General features: G+C 74.3%; 20 protein-coding genes. 15 read left to right on the top strand and 5 right to left on the bottom strand.

The features are described from left to right. Positions 1-24 precede the first annotated feature (24 nt). Together A6A27_RS28495 and A6A27_RS28500 are read right to left on the bottom strand one after the other, a co-directional pair. Positions 25-387, bottom strand: coding sequence for a hypothetical protein (locus A6A27_RS28495; protein ID WP_073837722.1), 363 nt, complete (start codon positions 385-387; stop codon positions 25-27). A 12-nt stretch (positions 388-399) separates the two neighbouring features. Further along, positions 400-714, bottom strand: a complete 315-nt coding sequence (locus A6A27_RS28500) for a hypothetical protein (RefSeq protein ID WP_073837723.1) — start codon at positions 712-714, stop codon at positions 400-402. A gap of 356 nt (positions 715-1070) precedes the next feature. On the opposite strand from A6A27_RS28500, the gene folP reads away from it, so the two are divergent. The 7 genes from folP (at position 1071) to A6A27_RS28535 (ending at position 5870) form a co-directional block, all read left to right on the top strand. Next, positions 1071-1934: a dihydropteroate synthase gene (gene folP, locus A6A27_RS28505; RefSeq protein WP_073837724.1), complete on the top strand. Its 864-nt coding sequence runs from the start codon at positions 1071-1073 to the stop codon at positions 1932-1934. 55 nt (positions 1935-1989) lie between these two features. After that, positions 1990-2349, top strand: a complete 360-nt coding sequence (folB, locus tag A6A27_RS28510; RefSeq protein WP_073837725.1) for a dihydroneopterin aldolase — start codon at positions 1990-1992, stop codon at positions 2347-2349. After that, positions 2346-2873 carry a 2-amino-4-hydroxy-6-hydroxymethyldihydropteridine diphosphokinase gene (gene folK / locus A6A27_RS28515; protein WP_073837726.1) on the top strand — a complete coding sequence of 176 codons (528 nt, stop codon included), beginning with the start codon at positions 2346-2348 and terminating at the stop codon, positions 2871-2873. Before folB ends, folK begins: the two co-directional genes overlap by 4 nt. Before the next feature lie 141 nt (positions 2874-3014). Beyond that, entirely contained in the window at positions 3015-3503 is a 489-nt protein-coding gene (locus tag A6A27_RS28520) for a DUF3180 domain-containing protein (protein ID WP_198940496.1), read from the top strand. Between the two features lie 119 nt (positions 3504-3622). Next, the gene (locus tag A6A27_RS28525) at positions 3623-4828 is read left to right on the top strand and encodes an ABC transporter permease (RefSeq protein WP_073837728.1); all 1206 of its coding nucleotides are present in this window, start codon (positions 3623-3625) and stop codon (positions 4826-4828) included. A 157-nt stretch (positions 4829-4985) separates the two neighbouring features. Further along, complete coding sequence (locus A6A27_RS28530; RefSeq protein WP_073837729.1) at positions 4986-5294, top strand: hypothetical protein; 309 nt, start codon at positions 4986-4988, stop codon at positions 5292-5294. A gap of 75 nt (positions 5295-5369) precedes the next feature. Continuing rightward, positions 5370-5870: a hypothetical protein gene (locus tag A6A27_RS28535; protein WP_073837730.1), complete on the top strand. Its 501-nt coding sequence runs from the start codon at positions 5370-5372 to the stop codon at positions 5868-5870. A gap of 149 nt (positions 5871-6019) precedes the next feature. Here A6A27_RS28535 and A6A27_RS28540 read toward each other — a convergent pair whose 3' ends face one another. Next, positions 6020-7015 (bottom strand): ABC transporter ATP-binding protein, encoded by a 996-nt coding sequence (locus A6A27_RS28540; protein WP_073837731.1) that lies wholly within the window; start codon positions 7013-7015, stop codon positions 6020-6022. 2 nt (positions 7016-7017) lie between these two features. On the opposite strand from A6A27_RS28540, the gene A6A27_RS28545 reads away from it, so the two are divergent. The 4 genes from A6A27_RS28545 (at position 7018) to A6A27_RS28560 (ending at position 11417) form a co-directional block, all read left to right on the top strand. After that, on the top strand, positions 7018-7704 hold the full coding sequence (locus A6A27_RS28545) for an ABC transporter permease (protein WP_073837732.1): 687 nt from the start codon (positions 7018-7020) through the stop codon (positions 7702-7704). Beyond that, the gene (locus A6A27_RS28550; protein WP_073837733.1) at positions 7701-8423 is read left to right on the top strand and encodes an ABC transporter permease; all 723 of its coding nucleotides are present in this window, start codon (positions 7701-7703) and stop codon (positions 8421-8423) included. Before A6A27_RS28545 ends, A6A27_RS28550 begins: the two co-directional genes overlap by 4 nt. A gap of 171 nt (positions 8424-8594) precedes the next feature. Beyond that, positions 8595-9599, top strand: coding sequence for a glycine betaine ABC transporter substrate-binding protein (locus tag A6A27_RS28555; protein ID WP_073837734.1), 1005 nt, complete (start codon positions 8595-8597; stop codon positions 9597-9599). Positions 9600-9794: 195 nt separating this feature from the next. After that, a complete protein-coding gene (locus A6A27_RS28560) occupies positions 9795-11417 on the top strand; it encodes a hypothetical protein (protein ID WP_073837735.1) in 1623 nt (540 codons plus the stop codon). 25 nt (positions 11418-11442) lie between these two features. Here A6A27_RS28560 and A6A27_RS28565 read toward each other — a convergent pair whose 3' ends face one another. Together A6A27_RS28565 and A6A27_RS28570 are read right to left on the bottom strand one after the other, a co-directional pair. Then, positions 11443-12612 carry an NADH-quinone oxidoreductase subunit D gene (locus tag A6A27_RS28565; RefSeq protein ID WP_198940486.1) on the bottom strand — a complete coding sequence of 390 codons (1170 nt, stop codon included), beginning with the start codon at positions 12610-12612 and terminating at the stop codon, positions 11443-11445. Then, the gene (locus A6A27_RS28570; protein WP_073837737.1) at positions 12609-13859 is read right to left on the bottom strand and encodes an SAM-dependent methyltransferase; all 1251 of its coding nucleotides are present in this window, start codon (positions 13857-13859) and stop codon (positions 12609-12611) included. The genes A6A27_RS28565 and A6A27_RS28570 overlap by 4 nt, the downstream gene beginning before the upstream one ends. 173 nt (positions 13860-14032) lie before the next feature. Here A6A27_RS28570 and A6A27_RS28575 point away from each other — a divergent pair, with 173 nt between their 5' ends. The 4 genes from A6A27_RS28575 to A6A27_RS28590 all read left to right on the top strand — a co-directional run bounded on the left by A6A27_RS28575 (position 14033) and on the right by A6A27_RS28590 (position 17299). Further along, positions 14033-15010: a Rossmann-like and DUF2520 domain-containing protein gene (locus A6A27_RS28575; protein ID WP_073837738.1), complete on the top strand. Its 978-nt coding sequence runs from the start codon at positions 14033-14035 to the stop codon at positions 15008-15010. Next, positions 15007-15855, top strand: coding sequence for a pantoate--beta-alanine ligase (gene panC / locus A6A27_RS28580; protein ID WP_073837739.1), 849 nt, complete (start codon positions 15007-15009; stop codon positions 15853-15855). The genes A6A27_RS28575 and panC overlap by 4 nt, the downstream gene beginning before the upstream one ends. A 32-nt stretch (positions 15856-15887) precedes the next feature. Beyond that, positions 15888-16316 carry an aspartate 1-decarboxylase gene (panD, locus tag A6A27_RS28585; RefSeq protein ID WP_073837740.1) on the top strand — a complete coding sequence of 143 codons (429 nt, stop codon included), beginning with the start codon at positions 15888-15890 and terminating at the stop codon, positions 16314-16316. A gap of 89 nt (positions 16317-16405) precedes the next feature. Continuing rightward, complete coding sequence (locus tag A6A27_RS28590) at positions 16406-17299, top strand: septum formation family protein (protein ID WP_073837741.1); 894 nt, start codon at positions 16406-16408, stop codon at positions 17297-17299. The last annotated feature ends 51 nt before the right edge of the window (positions 17300-17350 follow it).

Here is a 17350-nt window from a genome sequence, read left to right on the forward strand (position 1 = left end):
TCCGCGCCGGCGGCGTACGCCCGGTCATGCCAGTTCCTCCCGGATCCTGATCCGGCTCGCCACCAGCCGCGGGTCGCGCAGCTCGGCGGCCGGCTCCCGGGTGCGTCGCCAGTCCGTCAGCGCGGTCCGGATGACCATGCGCGCCGGTCGGTCCGGGTCGACGTGCCGGAAGATGAACGAGGTGGTCACGATGGCCAGCGAGATCTCCCAGGCGGGGAAGAGCTCCACCTGCAACGTGAACAGCCAGTGGATGAACATGTAGAGGGGTACGAGCAGCATGAACAGGCCGTACTGGGCGTACGGCAGGTGGACGGGCAGGGTGTACCCGGGCGGCCCGAGGTAGACGAGACGAGCCCGGTAGATGTCGTCGTCGGTGCGCAGCCGCATGGTCGCCCGCGCCTATTCGAAGATCAGGTTGATCAGGTAGTCGCCGACGAAGAAGAGTGTGGCGGCGCCGGCGATGAAGGCCAGGCCGACGATGGCGATCGCGGAGCTGGTCAGCACCTTGGAGATCTCGCCCCGGCTGGCCCGCCCGATGAAGATGACGCCGAGCACCGCGAGCAGGATCGGCGCGATCTTGCTGGCGAAGAAGCTGACGATGTTCGCGGTGGCGATGCCCTTGGGTGCCGGCTCGGCGAGTGGAGTCGACGCCAGGGTGTGGAGCGCGTGGTCGACGGCTGCCGTCGCCGCCCCCATGAGCTCGGTGGCGATCACTGGAAACCTCCCCATGTCGCGGCCGGCGGCGCCGCGGCGGTGCAGTAGGCAAGCCTGGCGGGATGGTGCTCATTGGGCACAGCGTGTGCGACGCTGTGTTTGTCACCCACCACGGAGAGTGGCGAGCTTTGGGGGGATTCTTCCCGCTTCGGCCCTCCCTCCAGGCTTCGCCATCTCGATGCTGGGCAATTCCAAAGCGTACGGCCCGGCCCCCTTTGCGACAACCCGCGAAGAGTCGACCCGGAGCGACCCGGACGACCGATCGTACACCTGTTCCAATCCGCATGTCAGGGCCATCGTGGCCGGTTGCCGCCCGGGCCGCCGGAAGCCCTGCTGGCGACCGGTACTGTCGGGTCGTGACCGAGCTGGTACGGGCGCAGGCCCCGGTGGTGATGGGCGTCCTCAACGTCACGCCCGACTCCTTCTCCGACGGCGGCAGGTACGCCGATCTCGACGCGGCCGTCGGACACGGAGTGCGACTGCGTGCGGCCGGCGCGGACCTGGTCGACGTGGGTGGCGAGTCCACCCGGCCGGGCGCCGACCGGGTCGACGCGGAGACCGAGACGGCCCGGGTGCTGCCGGTCATCCGTGAGCTGAGCGCCGCTGGCATCCCGGTCAGCATCGACACCAGCCGGGCCCGGGTGGCCGAGGCGGCCCTCGCCGCCGGCGCGGACGTGGTCAACGATGTCTCCGGGGGCCTCGCCGACCCGGACATGGCCCGGGTGGTCCGGGACGCCGGCTGCCCCTGGGTGCTCATGCACTGGCGGGGGCACTCACGCGAGATGCGCGACCTGGCCAGCTACGGCGACGTGGTGGCCGACGTCCGGACCGAGCTGAGCCAGCGGGTCGACGAGGCGCTCACCGCCGGGATCGCCGCCGAGAAGATCATCGTCGATCCCGGACTGGGCTTCGCGAAGACCGCCGTGCACAACTGGGAGCTCAGCGCCCGCCTGCCCGAGCTGGTGGACCTCGGCTTTCCGCTGCTGTTCGGGTCGAGCCGGAAGTCGTACCTGGGCCGGCTGCTCGCCGACGCCGACGGCACCCCCCGGCCCACCTCCGGCCGCGAGGCGGCCACCATCGCCACCAGCGTGCTCGCCGTGGCGGCCGGGGCCTGGGGGGTACGGGTGCACGACGTCCGCGGCACCGCCGACGCGCTCGCCGTCTGGCGGGCCACCGGCCGCCCGTGCCTGGCGACCACCGTGCGGGAGGGGGACCGGTGAGCGCGAGGAGTGAGCCGGTTTTGCGAGCCCCGCAGTCGCGAACGAAGGGGGACCGGTGACCGACCGGATCGAGCTGACCGGCCTGCGCGCCCACGGCCGGCACGGGGTGTACGACTTCGAGCGTGCCCAGGGGCAGGAGTTCGTGGTCGACGCGGTGCTCGAACTCGACCTCGCCCCGGCCGCGCGCTCCGACGAGGTGACCGACACCGTGCACTACGGCGAGTTGGCCGAGCGGCTGGTCGCCGTGATCACCGGCGAGCCGGTCAACCTGATCGAGACACTCGCCGACCGGCTGCTCGCGGTCTGCCTGGCCGAACCGCTGGTCGCCGCCGCCACGGTCACCGTCCACAAGCCCGAGGCACCGATCCCGCACACCTTCCGGGACGTGGCCGTGACGATGCGGCGTACCCGGTGACCCGGGCCGTGCTGTCGATCGGCAGCAACCTCGGTGACCGGCTGGCCCACCTCCGCGCGGCGGTGGCCGCGTTCGGCGACGCGGTGCTGGTCGTCTCCGGCATCTACGAGACTCCACCGTGGGGGGACGCCGAGCAGCCCGCGTACCTGAACGCGGCGGTGCTGGTCGGGGACCCGGCGGCGACCCCCGGCGACTGGCTGGCCCGGGCCCGGGCCGCGGAGCGGGCGGCCGGGCGGACCAGGGACCCGGAGCGCCGGTACGGGCCGCGCACCCTCGACGTCGACGTCATCGCGGTCTGGGACGACGCCGGGGCGCCGGTGCTGAGCGACGACCCGGAGCTGACCCTGCCGCACCCCCGCGCCCACCTGCGGGCCTTCGTGCTGCGACCGTGGATCGACATCGAACCGCACGGCCGGCTGCCCGGGCACGGCTGGCTGACCGACCTGCTCAACGCCGAGCCGCTGGCCGGGGACGCCCTGGAACTCAGCCCTCGACCGGATCTGGCGTTACAGTCGGACCCATGACCCAGTGGAGCCGGACGGCATGAGCGAGCGCCGCGAGCGAATCATCCGGCACTGTGCCGCACAGCCTCAGGCGGGTGCCGAGCGGAGCGAGGCGACCGCATGAGTCAGGCGCAGTTCCCGCGCGACCCCGAACGATGGCGGATGGGTCCCACCCGGATCTCCACACTGGTGGTGGCCGGGCTGGCCGCCGCCGCGTTGGCCTGGCTGCTGATCAGCAGCTTCTACTACCCCAGCGCGCCGAACCTGCCCTGGCTGCCGGTGGTCACGCTGGCCGGCCTCGCCGTGCTCGAGGGGTACGCGGCGGTCAACACCCGCGGCCGGATCGAACGCCGACCCGGACGGGACCCGGTGAATCCGCTGCTGGTCGCCCGGTTCGTGGTGCTGGCCAAGGCGTCATCGCTGGCCGGGGCGATCTTCGCCGGCTTCTACGCCGGGTTGACCGGGTGGCTCTTCGTCGAGCGGACCAACGCCGCCGTGGGCGACCGACCGGCCGCCGTGGCCGGGCTGGTCGCCTCGCTCGCCCTGGTCGCGGCGGCGCTCTGGCTGGAGCGGTCCTGCCGGGTGCCGGAGCAGGAGGACGACGAGGACCGCGATCCCGGCGACCGGGAGACTCCGCGCGGCCGCCTCTGATCAGGGGTTCCCACCACCCGCGCCCGCAGGTACCGTGCCTGGCGACCGGAGAGCAACGGCCGCCGCCGGTCCGCCCGAGCGTCGGACGGCACGGCCGGGCGACGTGGGAGGCGCGGGTCATGGGGTACGACGAAACGGGCCGGGCCGAGTCGTCCGGGGTGCCCGCCGCCGTGCTGGAGAACGTCTTCGACGACCCCGCGCACGGCGAACCCGGCCGCGACCGGATCGCCGTACACGTGGTCTGGGAGTTCCTGCTGCTGGCCGGGCTGGCCGCGCTGACCTGGCTGCTCTGGCGCGCGGACGCGGACGCGCTGCGCGGCAGTGGCCTGAAGGCCCTCCTGGTGGCCGTGGCCGGGCTCGGGCTGCTCGCCCTCGCCGCCGGGCTGAGCCTGCGCGCCGCCGTGGTGAATCTGGCCGTCGGCCCGGTCGCGGTGGCCGCCGCCCTGCACTACGCCGAGCAGGGCGATCGGGGCGTCCGGGAGGCGTTGCTCCCCGCGCTGGCGGTGGCGGTGCTCGGCGGGCTGGCGCTGGCCCTGGCGGTGGTGGTGCTGCACGTGCCGGCCTGGGCGGCGAGCCTGGCCGGTGCGGCCGGTGTGATCGTCTACATCGAGCGGCGTACCGGCCCGGTCGTGGTCCAGGGCGGGTACGACCCCCGGCCCACCGCCCTGTACCTCGTCATCGGCTTCGCCGCGGTGGCCGTGCTCGGCGGGCTCTTCGGCGCGATACGGCCGATCCGGCGGCTGGTCGGGCGGTTCCGGCCGGTCGCCGACCCGGCCCGGCGCCGGGGCGCGGTCGCCGCCACGGTGGCGGCGTTCGCCATGATCGGCTCCACCGTGCTGGCGATGCTCGGCGGCATGCTGATCGCGGCGAACGGCAGCGGCCCGGTCGCGCCGGCCACCGGGCTGGACTGGTCGGTGCTGGCGGTCGGCACCGCGATGCTGGGCGGCACCAGCGCGTACGGCCGGCGCGGCGGGATCTTCGGCACGCTGTTCGCGGTGAGTCTGGTGGAGGTCTTCCTGGTCTGGGCGGCGGCGCAGGGCTGGACGATCAGCCGGTGGGCCGTCGGCGGGGCGACGCTCGGCACCGGGCTGCTGGTCACCCGGCTGGTCGAGGCGTTCGGCCGGCCGCGGCCGGCCCTCGTCCCGGCCGGGTTGGGGCCGCCCGGAGACCCCACGATCAGCTCCGGCTGGGCGCTGGCCCGGCCGCCGGAGCCGGCCGACGACTGGCCCTCGGTGCTGCCGGTGGGCACTGACCCGACCGTCGACACGTGGGACGCCCCGCGCTGGGAGAGCGAGCCGCGCCGCTGGGACACCGACGACCGCTGACGGCGCCGGACGGGTCGATCGAGGTCGCCGCCGGCGATGACGGGCCGAACCTGATCTCGCCGGTTAGGCTCGGCGGCATGAGCGAGCGCCAGCGAGCGAATCATCAGCACAGCCCGGTCGTGCCTCATGCCGTCGCCGAGCGACGCGGGGCGGCGGCATGAGCGAGACTCCTGCCACCGGCGCCGGCGGCCGTAGCTTCGACGAGCTCGACAGGCTCCCCACCGAGGAGCTGCGCGAGCAGGCGTTCGCCCGGGCCCGGGAGCGCCGCGACGTCGGGTTCTTCTGGTCGGTGCTGCGGCACCTGCCCAACTCGGACGAGGCCGCCGCCCTGGACGGCGCCCCCAACTCGGTCGGGCCGACCATCGACGAGGCCAACGCGCTGTGGCGGGAGCTGACCGGCCACGGCTACGAGGAGTCCGCCCCGCTGCTGCGGGCCGCGTTCATCGACTACCTGCTGAAGCACTGACGGATGGCCGTCCGCCGGCCCAGGGCGGTCGCACGCAGGTTTGCCCGGCGGGGTGCGTCGGGCACTGACCGTCCCATGGCACTCAGCAACCGCCCCCGGACCGTCAGCAGGTACGGCACGGCCGCCGGCACCGGCGCCGTCGCCGCGCTCCTCCTCGTCGGCGTGTGCGGCAGCCCGATGTACGTGGGCTGGGTGCAGGATCACACCGACCCGAACGGGGCCGGCGGCTGGTTTCTGCGGCTGCTCGCCTGGCCGGCCTGGCGGCTGCACGCCGACGACCCGTCCCAGGGGGTGCTCGCCGCCGACCTGCGGGCGATCCTGCTGGTGATCCTGGCCGCCGCCCTCCTCTACCTGCTGCCCGCCGCACAGGTGGCCAGGGTGCAGGGCTCGGCCAGCCAGTTCCTCTCCGGCTGGGCGGCGTACGCCCTGGCCGGCGGGTTCACCGGGCTGCTGGCCACCCTCCTCGGGCCGGGCGGATCGCTCCTCGCCGCCTTCCAGACCGCCAGCGCCGGGGTCGGCTACGGGTTCTTCGCGGGCTGGATCATCGGCCTGGCCAGCCTCGGCGGCCGCGCCTGAGGCGACTCACGCCGCGGTGGCGGCGAGTGAACCGACTCACGTCGCGGTGGTCGCGCCTGAACCGGCTCACGCGGCGGCGGCCGAGCCCGTTCTCGGCCGCGGCGCCCCGCGCCCGCCGCCCGCTCACGGCGTTCCGCCCCCGCCGCCGCTCAGTCCGCCACGGCGCCCAGTTCCAGCAGCCGGGATCGGCTGAGCAGCCCGACCGGCCGCCCCTCCTTGGTGACCACGGCGTGCTCGGCGGCCGAGCTGAGCAGCGCGCCCAGCGCGTCGTACGCCGAGCCGCCCAGCGGCACCGCCGGCAGGTCCGGCTCGTCACCGGCCGGGAGCGGCTCCAGCACCTCGTGGGTGACCGGGGTGACCGCCAGCCGGCGGATGCCCCGGTCGGCGCCGACGAACTCGCGCACGAACGGCGAGGCGGGCGACCCGAGCAGGGCGGCCGGGGTGTCGTACTGCTCCAGCCGGCCGCCCTGGGAGAGCACCGCGATCCGGTCGCCCAGTCGTACCGCCTCGTCGAGGTCGTGGGTCACCAGCACGATGGTCTTGCGGACCTCGGCCTGGAGCCGCAGGAACTCCTCCTGCAGCCGGGTCCGGACGATCGGGTCGACCGCCGAGAAGGGCTCGTCCATCAGCAGCACCACCGGGTCGGCGGCGAGCGCGCGGGCCACCCCCACTCGCTGCCGCTGGCCGCCGGAGAGCTCGTGCGGGTAGCGGCGGCCGAACTGTGCCGGGTCGAGGCCGACCAGCTCCAGCAGCTCGTTCACCCGGTCCCGGGTCCGCCCGCGCGGCCAGCCGAGCAGCCCGGGCACGGTCGCCACGTTGGCGGCGACCGTCTGGTGCGGGAAGAGGCCGACGTTCTGGATGACGTACCCGATGCGGCGGCGCAGCGCCACCGGGTCGACCCGGGTGACGTCGTCGTCGCCGAGCAGGATCCGGCCGTCGGTCGGCTCGATCAGCCGGTTGATCATGCGAAGCACGGTGGACTTGCCGCAGCCGGACGGGCCGATCAGCACCACCAGCTCGCCGGCCTTCACCTCCAGGCTCAGCTCCCGCACCGCCTCCGTGCCGTCGGGGTAGCGCTTGCGGATGCGCTCGAGAGTGATCGATGCCGCGCTGTGTCCGCCGGCGGATCCCGGGGTAACGTCCACGTGTGTCCCTCCACCTCAGCTACCGGGCCGCGCCGGGTAACCCGTGGTTCTCCTGGCAGTACGTGCGGGACAACTCTGACACGATCCTCGCCGCGCTGCGCGAGCACGCCTGGCTGACCGGCCGGGCGGTGCTGATCGCCGCGCTGGTGGCGCTGCCGCTGGCGGTGGCCGCGTACTGGTTCCGGTCGCTGTCCGGGCCGATCCTGGCGCTGGCCGGGGCGCTGTACACGATCCCGTCGCTGGCCCTGTTCGCCTTCCTCGCGCCGTATTTGGGCATCGGCGCGGTCACCGTGCTCAGCGTGGTGGCGCTGTACGCGCTGCTGGTCATCGTGCGCAACGCGTTGGCCGGGCTCAACCAGGTGCCGCCCGAGGTCCGGGAGGCCGCCGAGGGGATGGGGTACGGCCGCTGGGGCCGCCTGTTCCGGATCGAGTTGCCGCTGGCCCTGCCCGGCATCCTCACCGGCCTACGGCTGGCCACCGTCTCCACGGTGGCGTTGGTCACGGTCGGGGTGGTGGTCGGCCGGGGCGGCCTCGGGCAGCTCATCTTCGCCGGCTTCCAGAACAACTTCTACAAGGCGGAGATCATGACCGGCACGGTGCTCTGCGTCCTGCTGGCGCTGGTGCTGGACCTGGTCCTCGCCGGCGTCGGCCGGCTGCTCACCCCCTGGCTTCGCCGGCGGGCTGCATGAACCCCGTCGAGCAGGCCGTGGTCTGGCTGAACGACCCGCTGAACTGGACGAACCCGGGCGGCATCCTGGACCGGCTCGGCGAGCACCTGAGCATCTCCGCGCTGGCCGTCCTGCTGGGCTGCCTGGTGGCCTGGCCGGTCGGGCTCTGGCTCGGGCACACCGGCCGGGGCGGTGGTGCCGTGCTGCTGGTGTCCAACGTCACGTTGGCCGTCCCTACCCTGGCGCTGCTGACCATCCTGCCGCTCACCTTCCTCGGCTTCGGCCGTCCGGCCGTGGTGGTCGCGCTCGCGGTGTTCGCGGTGCCGCCGCTGCTGGCCAACGCGTACACCGGGGTGCGGCAGGCCGACCCGGAGGCCCGGGACGCGGCGCGCGGCATGGGGCTGTCCGGCGGGCAGTTGCTGCGCCGGGTGGAGCTGCCGCTCGCGGTGCCGTACCTGGCCGCCGGGTTCCGTACCGCCGCGGTGCAGGTGGTGGCCACCGCGGCGCTGGCCTCCTTCGTCAACGGCGGCGGGCTCGGGCAGATCATCCGGGCCGGCTTCGGGTTGGACATCGCGGCCGGCGGTGGCCAGATCATCGCCGGCGGCGTGTTGGTCGCCGGGCTGGCGCTGCTGGTCGAGGGGGTGCTGGCGCTGGTGGAGCGGGCCGTGACGCCGCGCCCGCTGCGGCGGGCCCGAGGGGCGGCGAACCGGCGCGTGACGGACGCCACTGCGGGTGCCTGAACCGGGCGAAACCACGTGCCGGGTGACGATCCGGTGACGAAATTGGCTCGGAGTTTGTCGGTCCGGCCCGGAGGATATTGGCTGGAATCGCGGGCGGCCGACCGGATCGCCCGTCGGACACGCGGCCGGCCCCGAAACGGGTCGCGCCGGGACACGGAAGGCGGGCAATCGATGCGCGCACGTACACGCCTGGCCGTCGGGGCGCTCGGCGCCCTCACCGCGGCGGGCCTGCTCACCGGCTGCGGTGACGCCGGTTCCTCGGGCACCGACGCACCCCAGCAGGGTGCCTCCGGGGCCGGCTGCGCCCCGGTCGCGGGCGACCAGCTGGTCGTCCTCACCGACGACAAGAAGCTGCAGAACACCGACAACGTCCTTCCCGCGATCAACAAGAAGGCCGCCACCCCGCAGCTGGTGGCCGCGCTGGACAAGGTCTCTGCGGCGCTCGACACCCCCAAGCTGATCGAGCTGAACCGGGCGGTCGACGTCGACCGGAAGACCCCGCAGGTCGCGGCGAAGGCGTTCGCCGACGCCAACGGCGTCACCCAGGGCGTGGAGCAGGGCCCGGGTGGTCAGGTCACGGTCGGCGCGGGCAACTTCAGCGAGAGCCAGACCATCGCCGAGCTCTACAAGATCGCGCTCACCGCGGCCGGCTACCAGGTCAAGGTGCAGACGATCGGCAACCGTGAGCTCTACGAGCCGGCCCTGGAGAAGGGCGAGATCCAGGTCGTCCCCGAGTACGCGGCGACCATGGCCGAGTTCCTCAACACCAAGGCCAACGGCAAGGACGCCGAGCCGATCTCCTCCCCGGAGCTGGACAAGACGGTCAGCGCGTTGGCGGCGGCGGGTGACAAGGTCGGCATCAGCTTCGGCCAGCCGTCCCAGGCCCAGGACCAGAACGCCTTCGCGGTCACCAAGGCCTTCGCCGACAAGTACCAGCTCGCCACGCTGTCCGACCTGGCGAGCAAGTGCTCCGGCCAGGCCACCGTGCTGGCCGGCCCGCCGGAATGCCCGCAGCGGCCGAAGTGCCAGGCCGGCCTGGTCCAGGTCTACGACTTCAAGGCCGGCTCGTTCAGCTCGTTGGACGCGGGTGGCCCGCAGACCAAGAACGCGCTGAAGACCGGGGCGGCCAGCGTCGGCCTGGTCTTCTCCTCCGACGCCGCGCTCGCTGCGAGCTGACCTCCCGCGACCGGCTCGGCGCGTCTGACGCCGTGCCGCCGACCCGGAAAGCCGCCGGTCGCCGACGGACCGAACCCGGTCCGTCGGCGACCGGACCCGGCCGGGACGCCCGCCACCGAACGCCTGGTCGCCGTCGTTACATCGGTGCTTTCGGCCCGTTCCCTACCGGGGCAACTCTCGGTAGTCTGCTCAGCCATGCCCGCCCCGGTCGCCCCCGCCGAAAAGCGCACGCCATCGCTACTGAACGTGCTGTTCTGGATCGGGGTGGCGTTCGCGCCCCTGGCGGCGCTTCTCCTGCTGGTCGCCGACGGCGGCGGGCCGCTGCGGTTCGGTGCCGTGCTGGCGATCCTCGCCGTGGTGCTGATCGGTCTCTCCATCGCGCTGCGCGCCGAGGGCAGCGGCGCGGCCGGCGTCGACGAGGTGCGCGAGGAGATCGAGCAGCTTCGCCACGAGCTGCGCAGCGAGATCGTAGCGGCCGCGCAGCGTGGCAACCAGGCGCTCGACCAGGCGCACCGGACCCAGGAGACGGTCACCGGGTTGCGCCGCCGGCTGGACGCCGCGGCGGCCGCCGCCGCCGGGACCGGCATGCCCGCCGCCGCGGAACCCGCCGGTGGCCGCGCCCGGGTGCCGTCCGCCGAGACCCACGACGACGGCCGGGCCAGCTACGCCGCCACGGAGCAGCCGGGCTGGGGGCAGCCCGCCGGCCGGGACGAGGACGAGCCGGCCCGCCGCCCGGAGTCCGGCACCCGTTACGGCACGGAACGGCCCGCCCCGCCCGCCGACCGTTCGCAGCCCGGCGTCTACGGCGCCCCGCGTACGCCGGAGCCGGACGGGCGGCCGGAACCCTGGCAGGTCGGGGTGGTGCATCGCACCGAGACCGTGCACGTCACCACCCGGCACACCATCGTGGACGGTGCCGCGGACCCGGCCACGGGTGGCCACTACGGCGGCTACGCCGGCCGCTGGTCCCCGGTGCCGGAGGAGCGGCCGTGGAGCGGCGCGGAGCCGGAGGAACGCCCGTGGTCCGGATACCGGGAGGCGGAGGACGACCACGCCTGGCCATCCGGCGACCGCCGGACCGGCCACGGCGGCGGCACCTGGTCCGGCCAGGGTGGGGCGCGGCACGGCGGCGCCTGGTCCGGCCAGGGCGGTGAGCGGGACCGGTTTACGGAACCGGCCGGACCGGCGGACCAGCGGTCCTGGTCGGCGGACCGCGACGGCGACCAGCAGTGGTCGACGAGCCGGGACGCAGCCCGTGCCGAGCAGTCCTGGTCGGCGACGCAGGACGAGCGCTCCTGGGCCGGCCCGCGGGCGGGCTGGACGTCGCCGGACGGCGCCGAGGTTTCGCCCGCGCCGTCTGGCCGGGCCGCCGTTGAGGATCCGGACGGCGAGTACTGGTCCGAGTTGCGCGCGGGGAACCGCTGGGCGTCGGTCCGCGACGACGAGAATGGCCGGCAGCTCCGGGTCGGGGAGCGGCACGCCGCGGTGCACGCCGACGGCGCCGGCACCGAGTACCGGGTCGAGAATCGCTGGGCGTCCGTCCGCGAGCCCCACCGGGGCCACGGGGCGCCCGCCGACACGGGATCCGGCTGGGCGGGGGAAAATCGGCCGGCCCTGCCGGTCGGTGGGGTGCCGGTGCCCGACGAGTGGCGTCCCCCGACGCAGCGCAGCGGGCAGGCCGAGTGGCGCCAGGTGGAGCCCGAATGGCACCAGGCCGAGCCGGAACCGGCGCGGTACGGCGACGACCGGCACGGCTACCCGCCGCGCGGCGAGGCGGCCCGGGCTGCCAGCCCCCGCTCCGCCGACCGCTGGCGCTGACGCCGCCGCCCCCTGAAGCCGAGGGCTACTTGTCGATGTCGCCGACCACGAAGAACATCGAGCCGAGGATGGCGATCAGGTCCGGCACCAGGCAGCCGGGGAGCAGGGTCGCCAACGCCTGCACGTTCGCGTACGAGGCGGTGCGCAGCTTGAGCCGCCACGGCGTCTTCTCGCCCCGGGACACCAGGTAGTAACCGTTGATGCCGAGCGGGTTCTCGGTCCACGCGTAGGTGTGCCCCTCGGGCGCCTTGACCACCTTGGGCAGCCGGGTGTTCACCGGCCCGGTGAGCCGGTCCACCCGGTCCAGGCACTGCTCGGCGAGGTCGAGCGAGGCGTACACCTGGTCGAGCAGCACCTCGAAGCGGGCGTGGCAGTCCCCGGCGGTCTTCGTCACCACCGGCACGTCGAGCTGGTCGTACGCCAGGTAGGGGTCGTCCCGGCGGAGGTCCAGGTCCAGGCCGGAGGCCCGGGCGACCGGCCCGGACGCGCCGAACGCGGCGGCGTCCGTCGCTGACAGCACGCCCACCCCGACCGTCCGGGCCAGGAAGATCTCGTTCCGTCGGATCAGCTGGTCCAGGTCCGGCATCCGCCGGCGGACCTCGGCGATGGCCGCCCGGGCCCGGCCCGTCCAGCCGGCCGGCACCTCCTCTTTCAGACCGCCGACCCGGTTGAACATGTAGTGGATCCGGCCGCCGGAGACCTCCTCCATCACCGCCTGCAGGGTCTCCCGCTCGCGGAACGCGTAGAACATCGGGGTGATCGCGCCGATCTCCAGCGGGTACGAGCCGAGGAACATCAGGTGGTTGAGCACCCGGTTCAACTCGGCCAGCGCCATCCGCAGCCAGGTCGCGCGTTCGGGCACCTCCATGCCCATCAGCCGCTCCACGGCCAGCACCACGCCCAGCTCGTTCGCGAAGGCCGAGAGCCAGTCGTGCCGGTTGGCCAGCACGATGATCTGCCGGTAGTCGCGTACCTCGAAGAGCTTCTCCGCGCCCCGGTGCATGTAGCCGACGATCGGCTCGGCGGAGGCCACCCGCTCGCCGTCGAGCACCAGCCGCAGCCGTAGCACGCCGTGGGTGGAGGGGTGCTGCGGGCCGATGTTGAGCACCATGTCGGTGCCGAGCTGCTCCCCGCCGGCGCCCGTGCCGACGGTCAGTTCGCGGAGGTCGCCGGCGTCCGTGGTCATGCCCGTCATCGTGCCATGACGCGATCGAGGGTGATGCCGACTGGTTGCAGCAGCCACCAGTGCCCGCCGAGGCCGGCCGGGTCGGTCAGCTCGGCCACCGCCGACGCGGCGGCGAGCGCCCGGACGTACCCGGCGGGATCCTGGGCGGCCAGGCTCAGCGGCGGTCGCCCGCCGTCGGCCCCGAGCGCCCGCAGCCCCTCCCGCTGTGTGATCAGGGTGTACGCGCACCCGGCGACCCGCGCACCGGCGGCAGCGACGGAGTCCATGGCGACGTGCGCGGTGACGTCACACGACCCGTCCGGCACCGGCGGCACCTGCCGCCCACCCCGATACCCGGTTAACGTTCCGTCCACCGGCCGACCGTCCCTCAGGTGCCCGTAGTCCACGGCCAGCGCGCAGCCCTTCTCGATTCGCTGGACGGCGTCGGCCCAGGCTTCGTCTCGACTCCTGCCGATCTCGGCTCTCGCGCTGGTGGGGGGTTCCGGGCGGCCCGACCGGCTCCGGGCGGTCAGGCTTGATCCCTCCGCCGGTCGGGCCGCCCGGAACCCCGACTCGGTCCGGCTGGTCTCGTCGCTCACCGGCGTCGGCCACCACCAGTCCAGCCAGCCGGCATCCTCGGCGTCGACCAGGTCACCCACCGACTCCTCACCCGTCGGGTCCACCAGCAGATGCCGCCAGCCCTCGGGAGTGGCCACGGCCAGGTCCAGCGGGACGTTGTCCAGCCACTCTGTGGCCAGCAGCAGTCCGGTGATCCGGTCGGGGATCTCTTCGGTCCAGTTGATCTCAGTCGGCAGGTCGACTGGGCGGGGTGCCTTCTCGACGGCCGTGAGGCGTACCCGGTCGGCGAGCGGGACCGGCGCGGCGGGCGACGGACCGGCGGAGAGCGAACCGAGCCCGGAGGGTGACGGGCGGGTGGCGGCCGTGGTGGGCAGGGTTTCCGGGGGGCCCGCCCGCGGAGGGATCAAGCCTGACCGCCCGGAGCGGGCGGGCTCCCCGGAAACCCCCACGAGCAGCGCCCGAAGCAACTCACCCCGCCCAGCGCCGACGTCCACCACGTCCAGCTGAGGGGGATGACCCAGCGCACGATCAAGGGAGTCGAGGAGACGCAGGATGGCAGCGGAGAACACCGGGGAGGCGTGCACGCTGGTGCGGAAGTGGGCGGCCGGCCCCGCCCCGGAGACGAAGAAGCCGCCCGGCCCGTAGAGCGCCCGCTCCATCGCCTCCCGCCACGGCAGCGGCTGCTCGGGGAACGTCATTCGCTGACGGTACGACCGGGCGCTGGCCCGTGCGGGAGCCGGCCCGCCCGGTGCCCAGAATTCCTCGTTCCACACGCTCCGTGAAGGTTTTCACACATGCTTGTTCCGGGTCCGTGACCCCGGCGCATACTTGCGATCGACCGGTACCCCCATCGAGGACTGGATCGATTGTCATGAGCGCACCGCTGCGCCCGCGTGCGGCCGCCCCGCGTGGGCTCGCCGTACCGCCGGGTGGCGCCCCCTCCGGCGCCCCGCTCGTCTTTCCGCGCGCCCTCACCGTCGGCGTGCTCGGCGCCGGCCGGGTCGGCGCCGTGCTCGGCGCGGCCCTCGCCGCAGCCGGCCACCGGGTGGCCGCAGTCTCCGGCGTCTCGGGTGCCGCGAAGGCCCGGCTGGCGCTGCTGCTGCCGCAGACCCCGAACCGGTCCGTGACCGCGGTCGCCCGCGCCGCCACGGACCTGCTGATCGTGGCGGTCCCCGACGACGCCCTGGCCGGCGTGATCGCCGGCCTGGCCGAGGCCGGCGCGCTGCGCCCCGGCCAGGTGGTCGCGCACACGTCCGGCGCGCACGGGCTGGCCGTCCTCGCCCCGGCCGCCGCGGTCGGTGCCCGGCCGCTCGCGCTGCACCCGGCGATGACCTTCACCGGTACGCCGGACGACCTGACCCGCCTGCCCGGCATCTCGTACGGGGTGACCGCTCCGCCGGAGCTGCGTCCGCTCGCCGCCCGGCTGGTCGCCGACCTGGGTGGGGTGCCGGAGTGGGTGGCGGAGGCCGACCGCCCGCTCTACCACGCGGCGCTGGCGCACGGCGCCAACCACCTGGTGACCCTGGTCAACGAGGCGGCCGACCGGCTGCGCGACGCCGGGGTGGACCGGCCGGAGAAGGTGCTCGCCCCGCTGCTGCGGGCCGCCCTGGAGAACGCCCTGCGGCTCGGTGACGACGCGCTCACCGGCCCGGTCTCCCGGGGCGATGCCGGCACCGTACGCCGGCACCTGGAGCGGCTGGCGGCGACCGCGCCGGAATCCGTGGCCCCCTACCTGGCGTTGGCCCGACGGACGGCAGACCGCGCCATCGCGGCCGGCCGGCTGCGCCCGGCGGACGCGGAGTCGCTGCTGGACGTGCTGACCGGGATCTACGGGGAGGTGGCCGCATGACCGAGCTGGTGCACACGCGCAAGGAACTGGCGGCGGCGCGGGACGGGCTGACCGGCACGGTCGGCGTGGTGATGACCATGGGCGCGCTGCACTCCGGGCACGAGACGCTGCTCCGGGCCGCCCGCGAGCAGGCCGACCATGTGCTCGTCACGATCTTCGTGAACCCGCTCCAGTTCGGCCCGAACGAGGACTTCGACCGCTACCCGCGCACCCTCGACGCCGACCTGGAGATCTGCCGGCGGGCCGGCGCGGACGTGGTCTTCGCCCCGGCGGTTGCCGACATGTACCCGAACGGCCAGCCGACGGTCCGGTTGGATCCGGGCCCGCTCGGCGAGGACCTGGAGGGGCTGAGCCGCCCCGGCTTCTTCCACGGCGTGCTTACCGTGGTGCTGAAGCTGCTCCAGCTCACCCGCCCCGACCTGGCCTTCTTCGGCGAGAAGGACTACCAGCAGCTCACCCTGGTCCGGCGGATGGTCCGCGACCTGGACGTGCCGACCGAGATCGTCGGCGTGCCGACCGTACGGGAGCCGGACGGCCTGGCCCTGTCCAGCCGCAACCGTTACCTCTCGCCGGAGGAGCGGGCTTCGGCACTGAGCCTGTCGGCCGCGCTGCGGGCCGGCGTCGAGGCCGCCGAGCAGGGTGCGGACGCGGGCGGGGTGCTGGCCGCCGCCCATCGCGCCTTCGACGCCGGTACGCCCGGCGCCCGCCTCGACTACCTGGTGCTCACCGACGCCGAACTGGAGCCGGGGCCGGTGGCTGGTCCGGCGCGGCTGCTGATCGCCGCCTGGGTGGGCGCCACCCGTCTGATCGACAACACGGCGATCCGGCTCGCGCCGCGCTCCTGAACCGCACCACCACACCCCGGGAAAGGGACCCGATGCTCCGGACCATGCTCAAGTCGAAGATCCACCGGGCCACGGTGACCCAGGCCGACCTGCACTACGTCGGCTCGGTGACCGTGGACGAGGAGCTGCTCGACGCCGCCGACCTGCTCCCCGGCGAGCAGGTGGCGATCGTCGACATCACCAACGGGGCCCGGCTGGAGACCTATGTGATCCCGGGGCGGCGGGGCAGCGGCGTGATCGGCATCAACGGCGCCGCGGCGCACCTGGTGCACCCCGGTGACCTGGTGATCCTCATCTCGTACGGGCAGATGGACGACGCCGAGGCGCGGACGTACCAGCCGCGGGTGGTGCACGTCGACGCCGACAACAAGGTGGTCGACCTGACCGCCGATCCGACCACCGCCGCCGCCGGCACCGCCGGCGACCCGGTGGCCAACCCCCTCGCCGCCGCCCTGAACTGACCCGGACAGCACGGTCTGTCACCGGAAGGTCATTTCCGGCTACCCTGGGCGGACCGTCGGGTTGACGGTCGTCGCTGGGGGAGGCCGCGATGCGCCGTGCGATGACGATCCTGGTCGCCGCCTTGGTCGCGGGGGCCGCGCTGGTCGGTTGCGCCCGGGCCGGCGGGCTGGACGGAGACCTCACCGACGACTGGGCCGCGCTGCCGGCGGCCGGGGCGTTCACCCCGGCGGCCGGGGTCTGCCAGGTCGCCGACTTCACCGCCACGGTCGGCCTGGCCGGCTACGACCCGGTGGGCTGCGACCTGCCGCACCGGGTGGAGACGGTGCACGTGGGCACCTTCCCGGCCGACCGCACCGCCCCACCGGCCCCCGCCTCGCCGGAGCTGCGGACGGCGTTCGCCGACTGCGACGCCCGGGCCAGCGGGTACGTCGGCGACAACTGGCGGGCCGGGCGGCTGCGGCTGGCGGTGGCCCTGCCCACCGGGTCCGGCTGGGCGGCCGGCTCCCGGTGGTACCGCTGCGACCTGACCGAGCTGACCACGGTCGAGGCGGCGGCGCAGGTAGTGACCCGGACGGGCAGCCTGCGGGACGCGCTGAAGGGGCCGTCCGCGCTACGGCTGGGCTGCCAGCGCACCGGCAGCGACGCCCGGCGGGTGCGGACGCTGACCCCGGTGGACTGCGGCACCGCGCACGACGCCGAGTTCGTCGGGGTGTGGCCGGCGCCGGACCGCCCGTACCCGACGAGAGACGCCGACTGGGTCCCGCTCTACGCCGGCTGCAACAAGGTTCTCGCCCGGTACGTCGGCGTGCCCGACGACGCGACCCTGCGCTTCCGCAGCGGAGTGGTGGTACGCCCGCCCGGCGCCGGCCGGTGGGCCGTCGGTGACCGGGGCGTCCGCTGCTACCTGTGGCTCAGCGACCGGACGGTCACCGCCTCCCTGAAGGGTGCCGGGCCAGCCGGCCTGCCGGTGCGGACGAGGTAGCCGAAACCACTCGTCCCGCCCCCGCCGCCCGGGGCGAGGGACGTTCGGGTT

This window comes from Micromonospora sp. CB01531, from assembly GCF_001905095.1.
In the GTDB taxonomy this organism is placed as follows: Bacteria; Actinomycetota; Actinomycetes; order Mycobacteriales; family Micromonosporaceae; genus Micromonospora.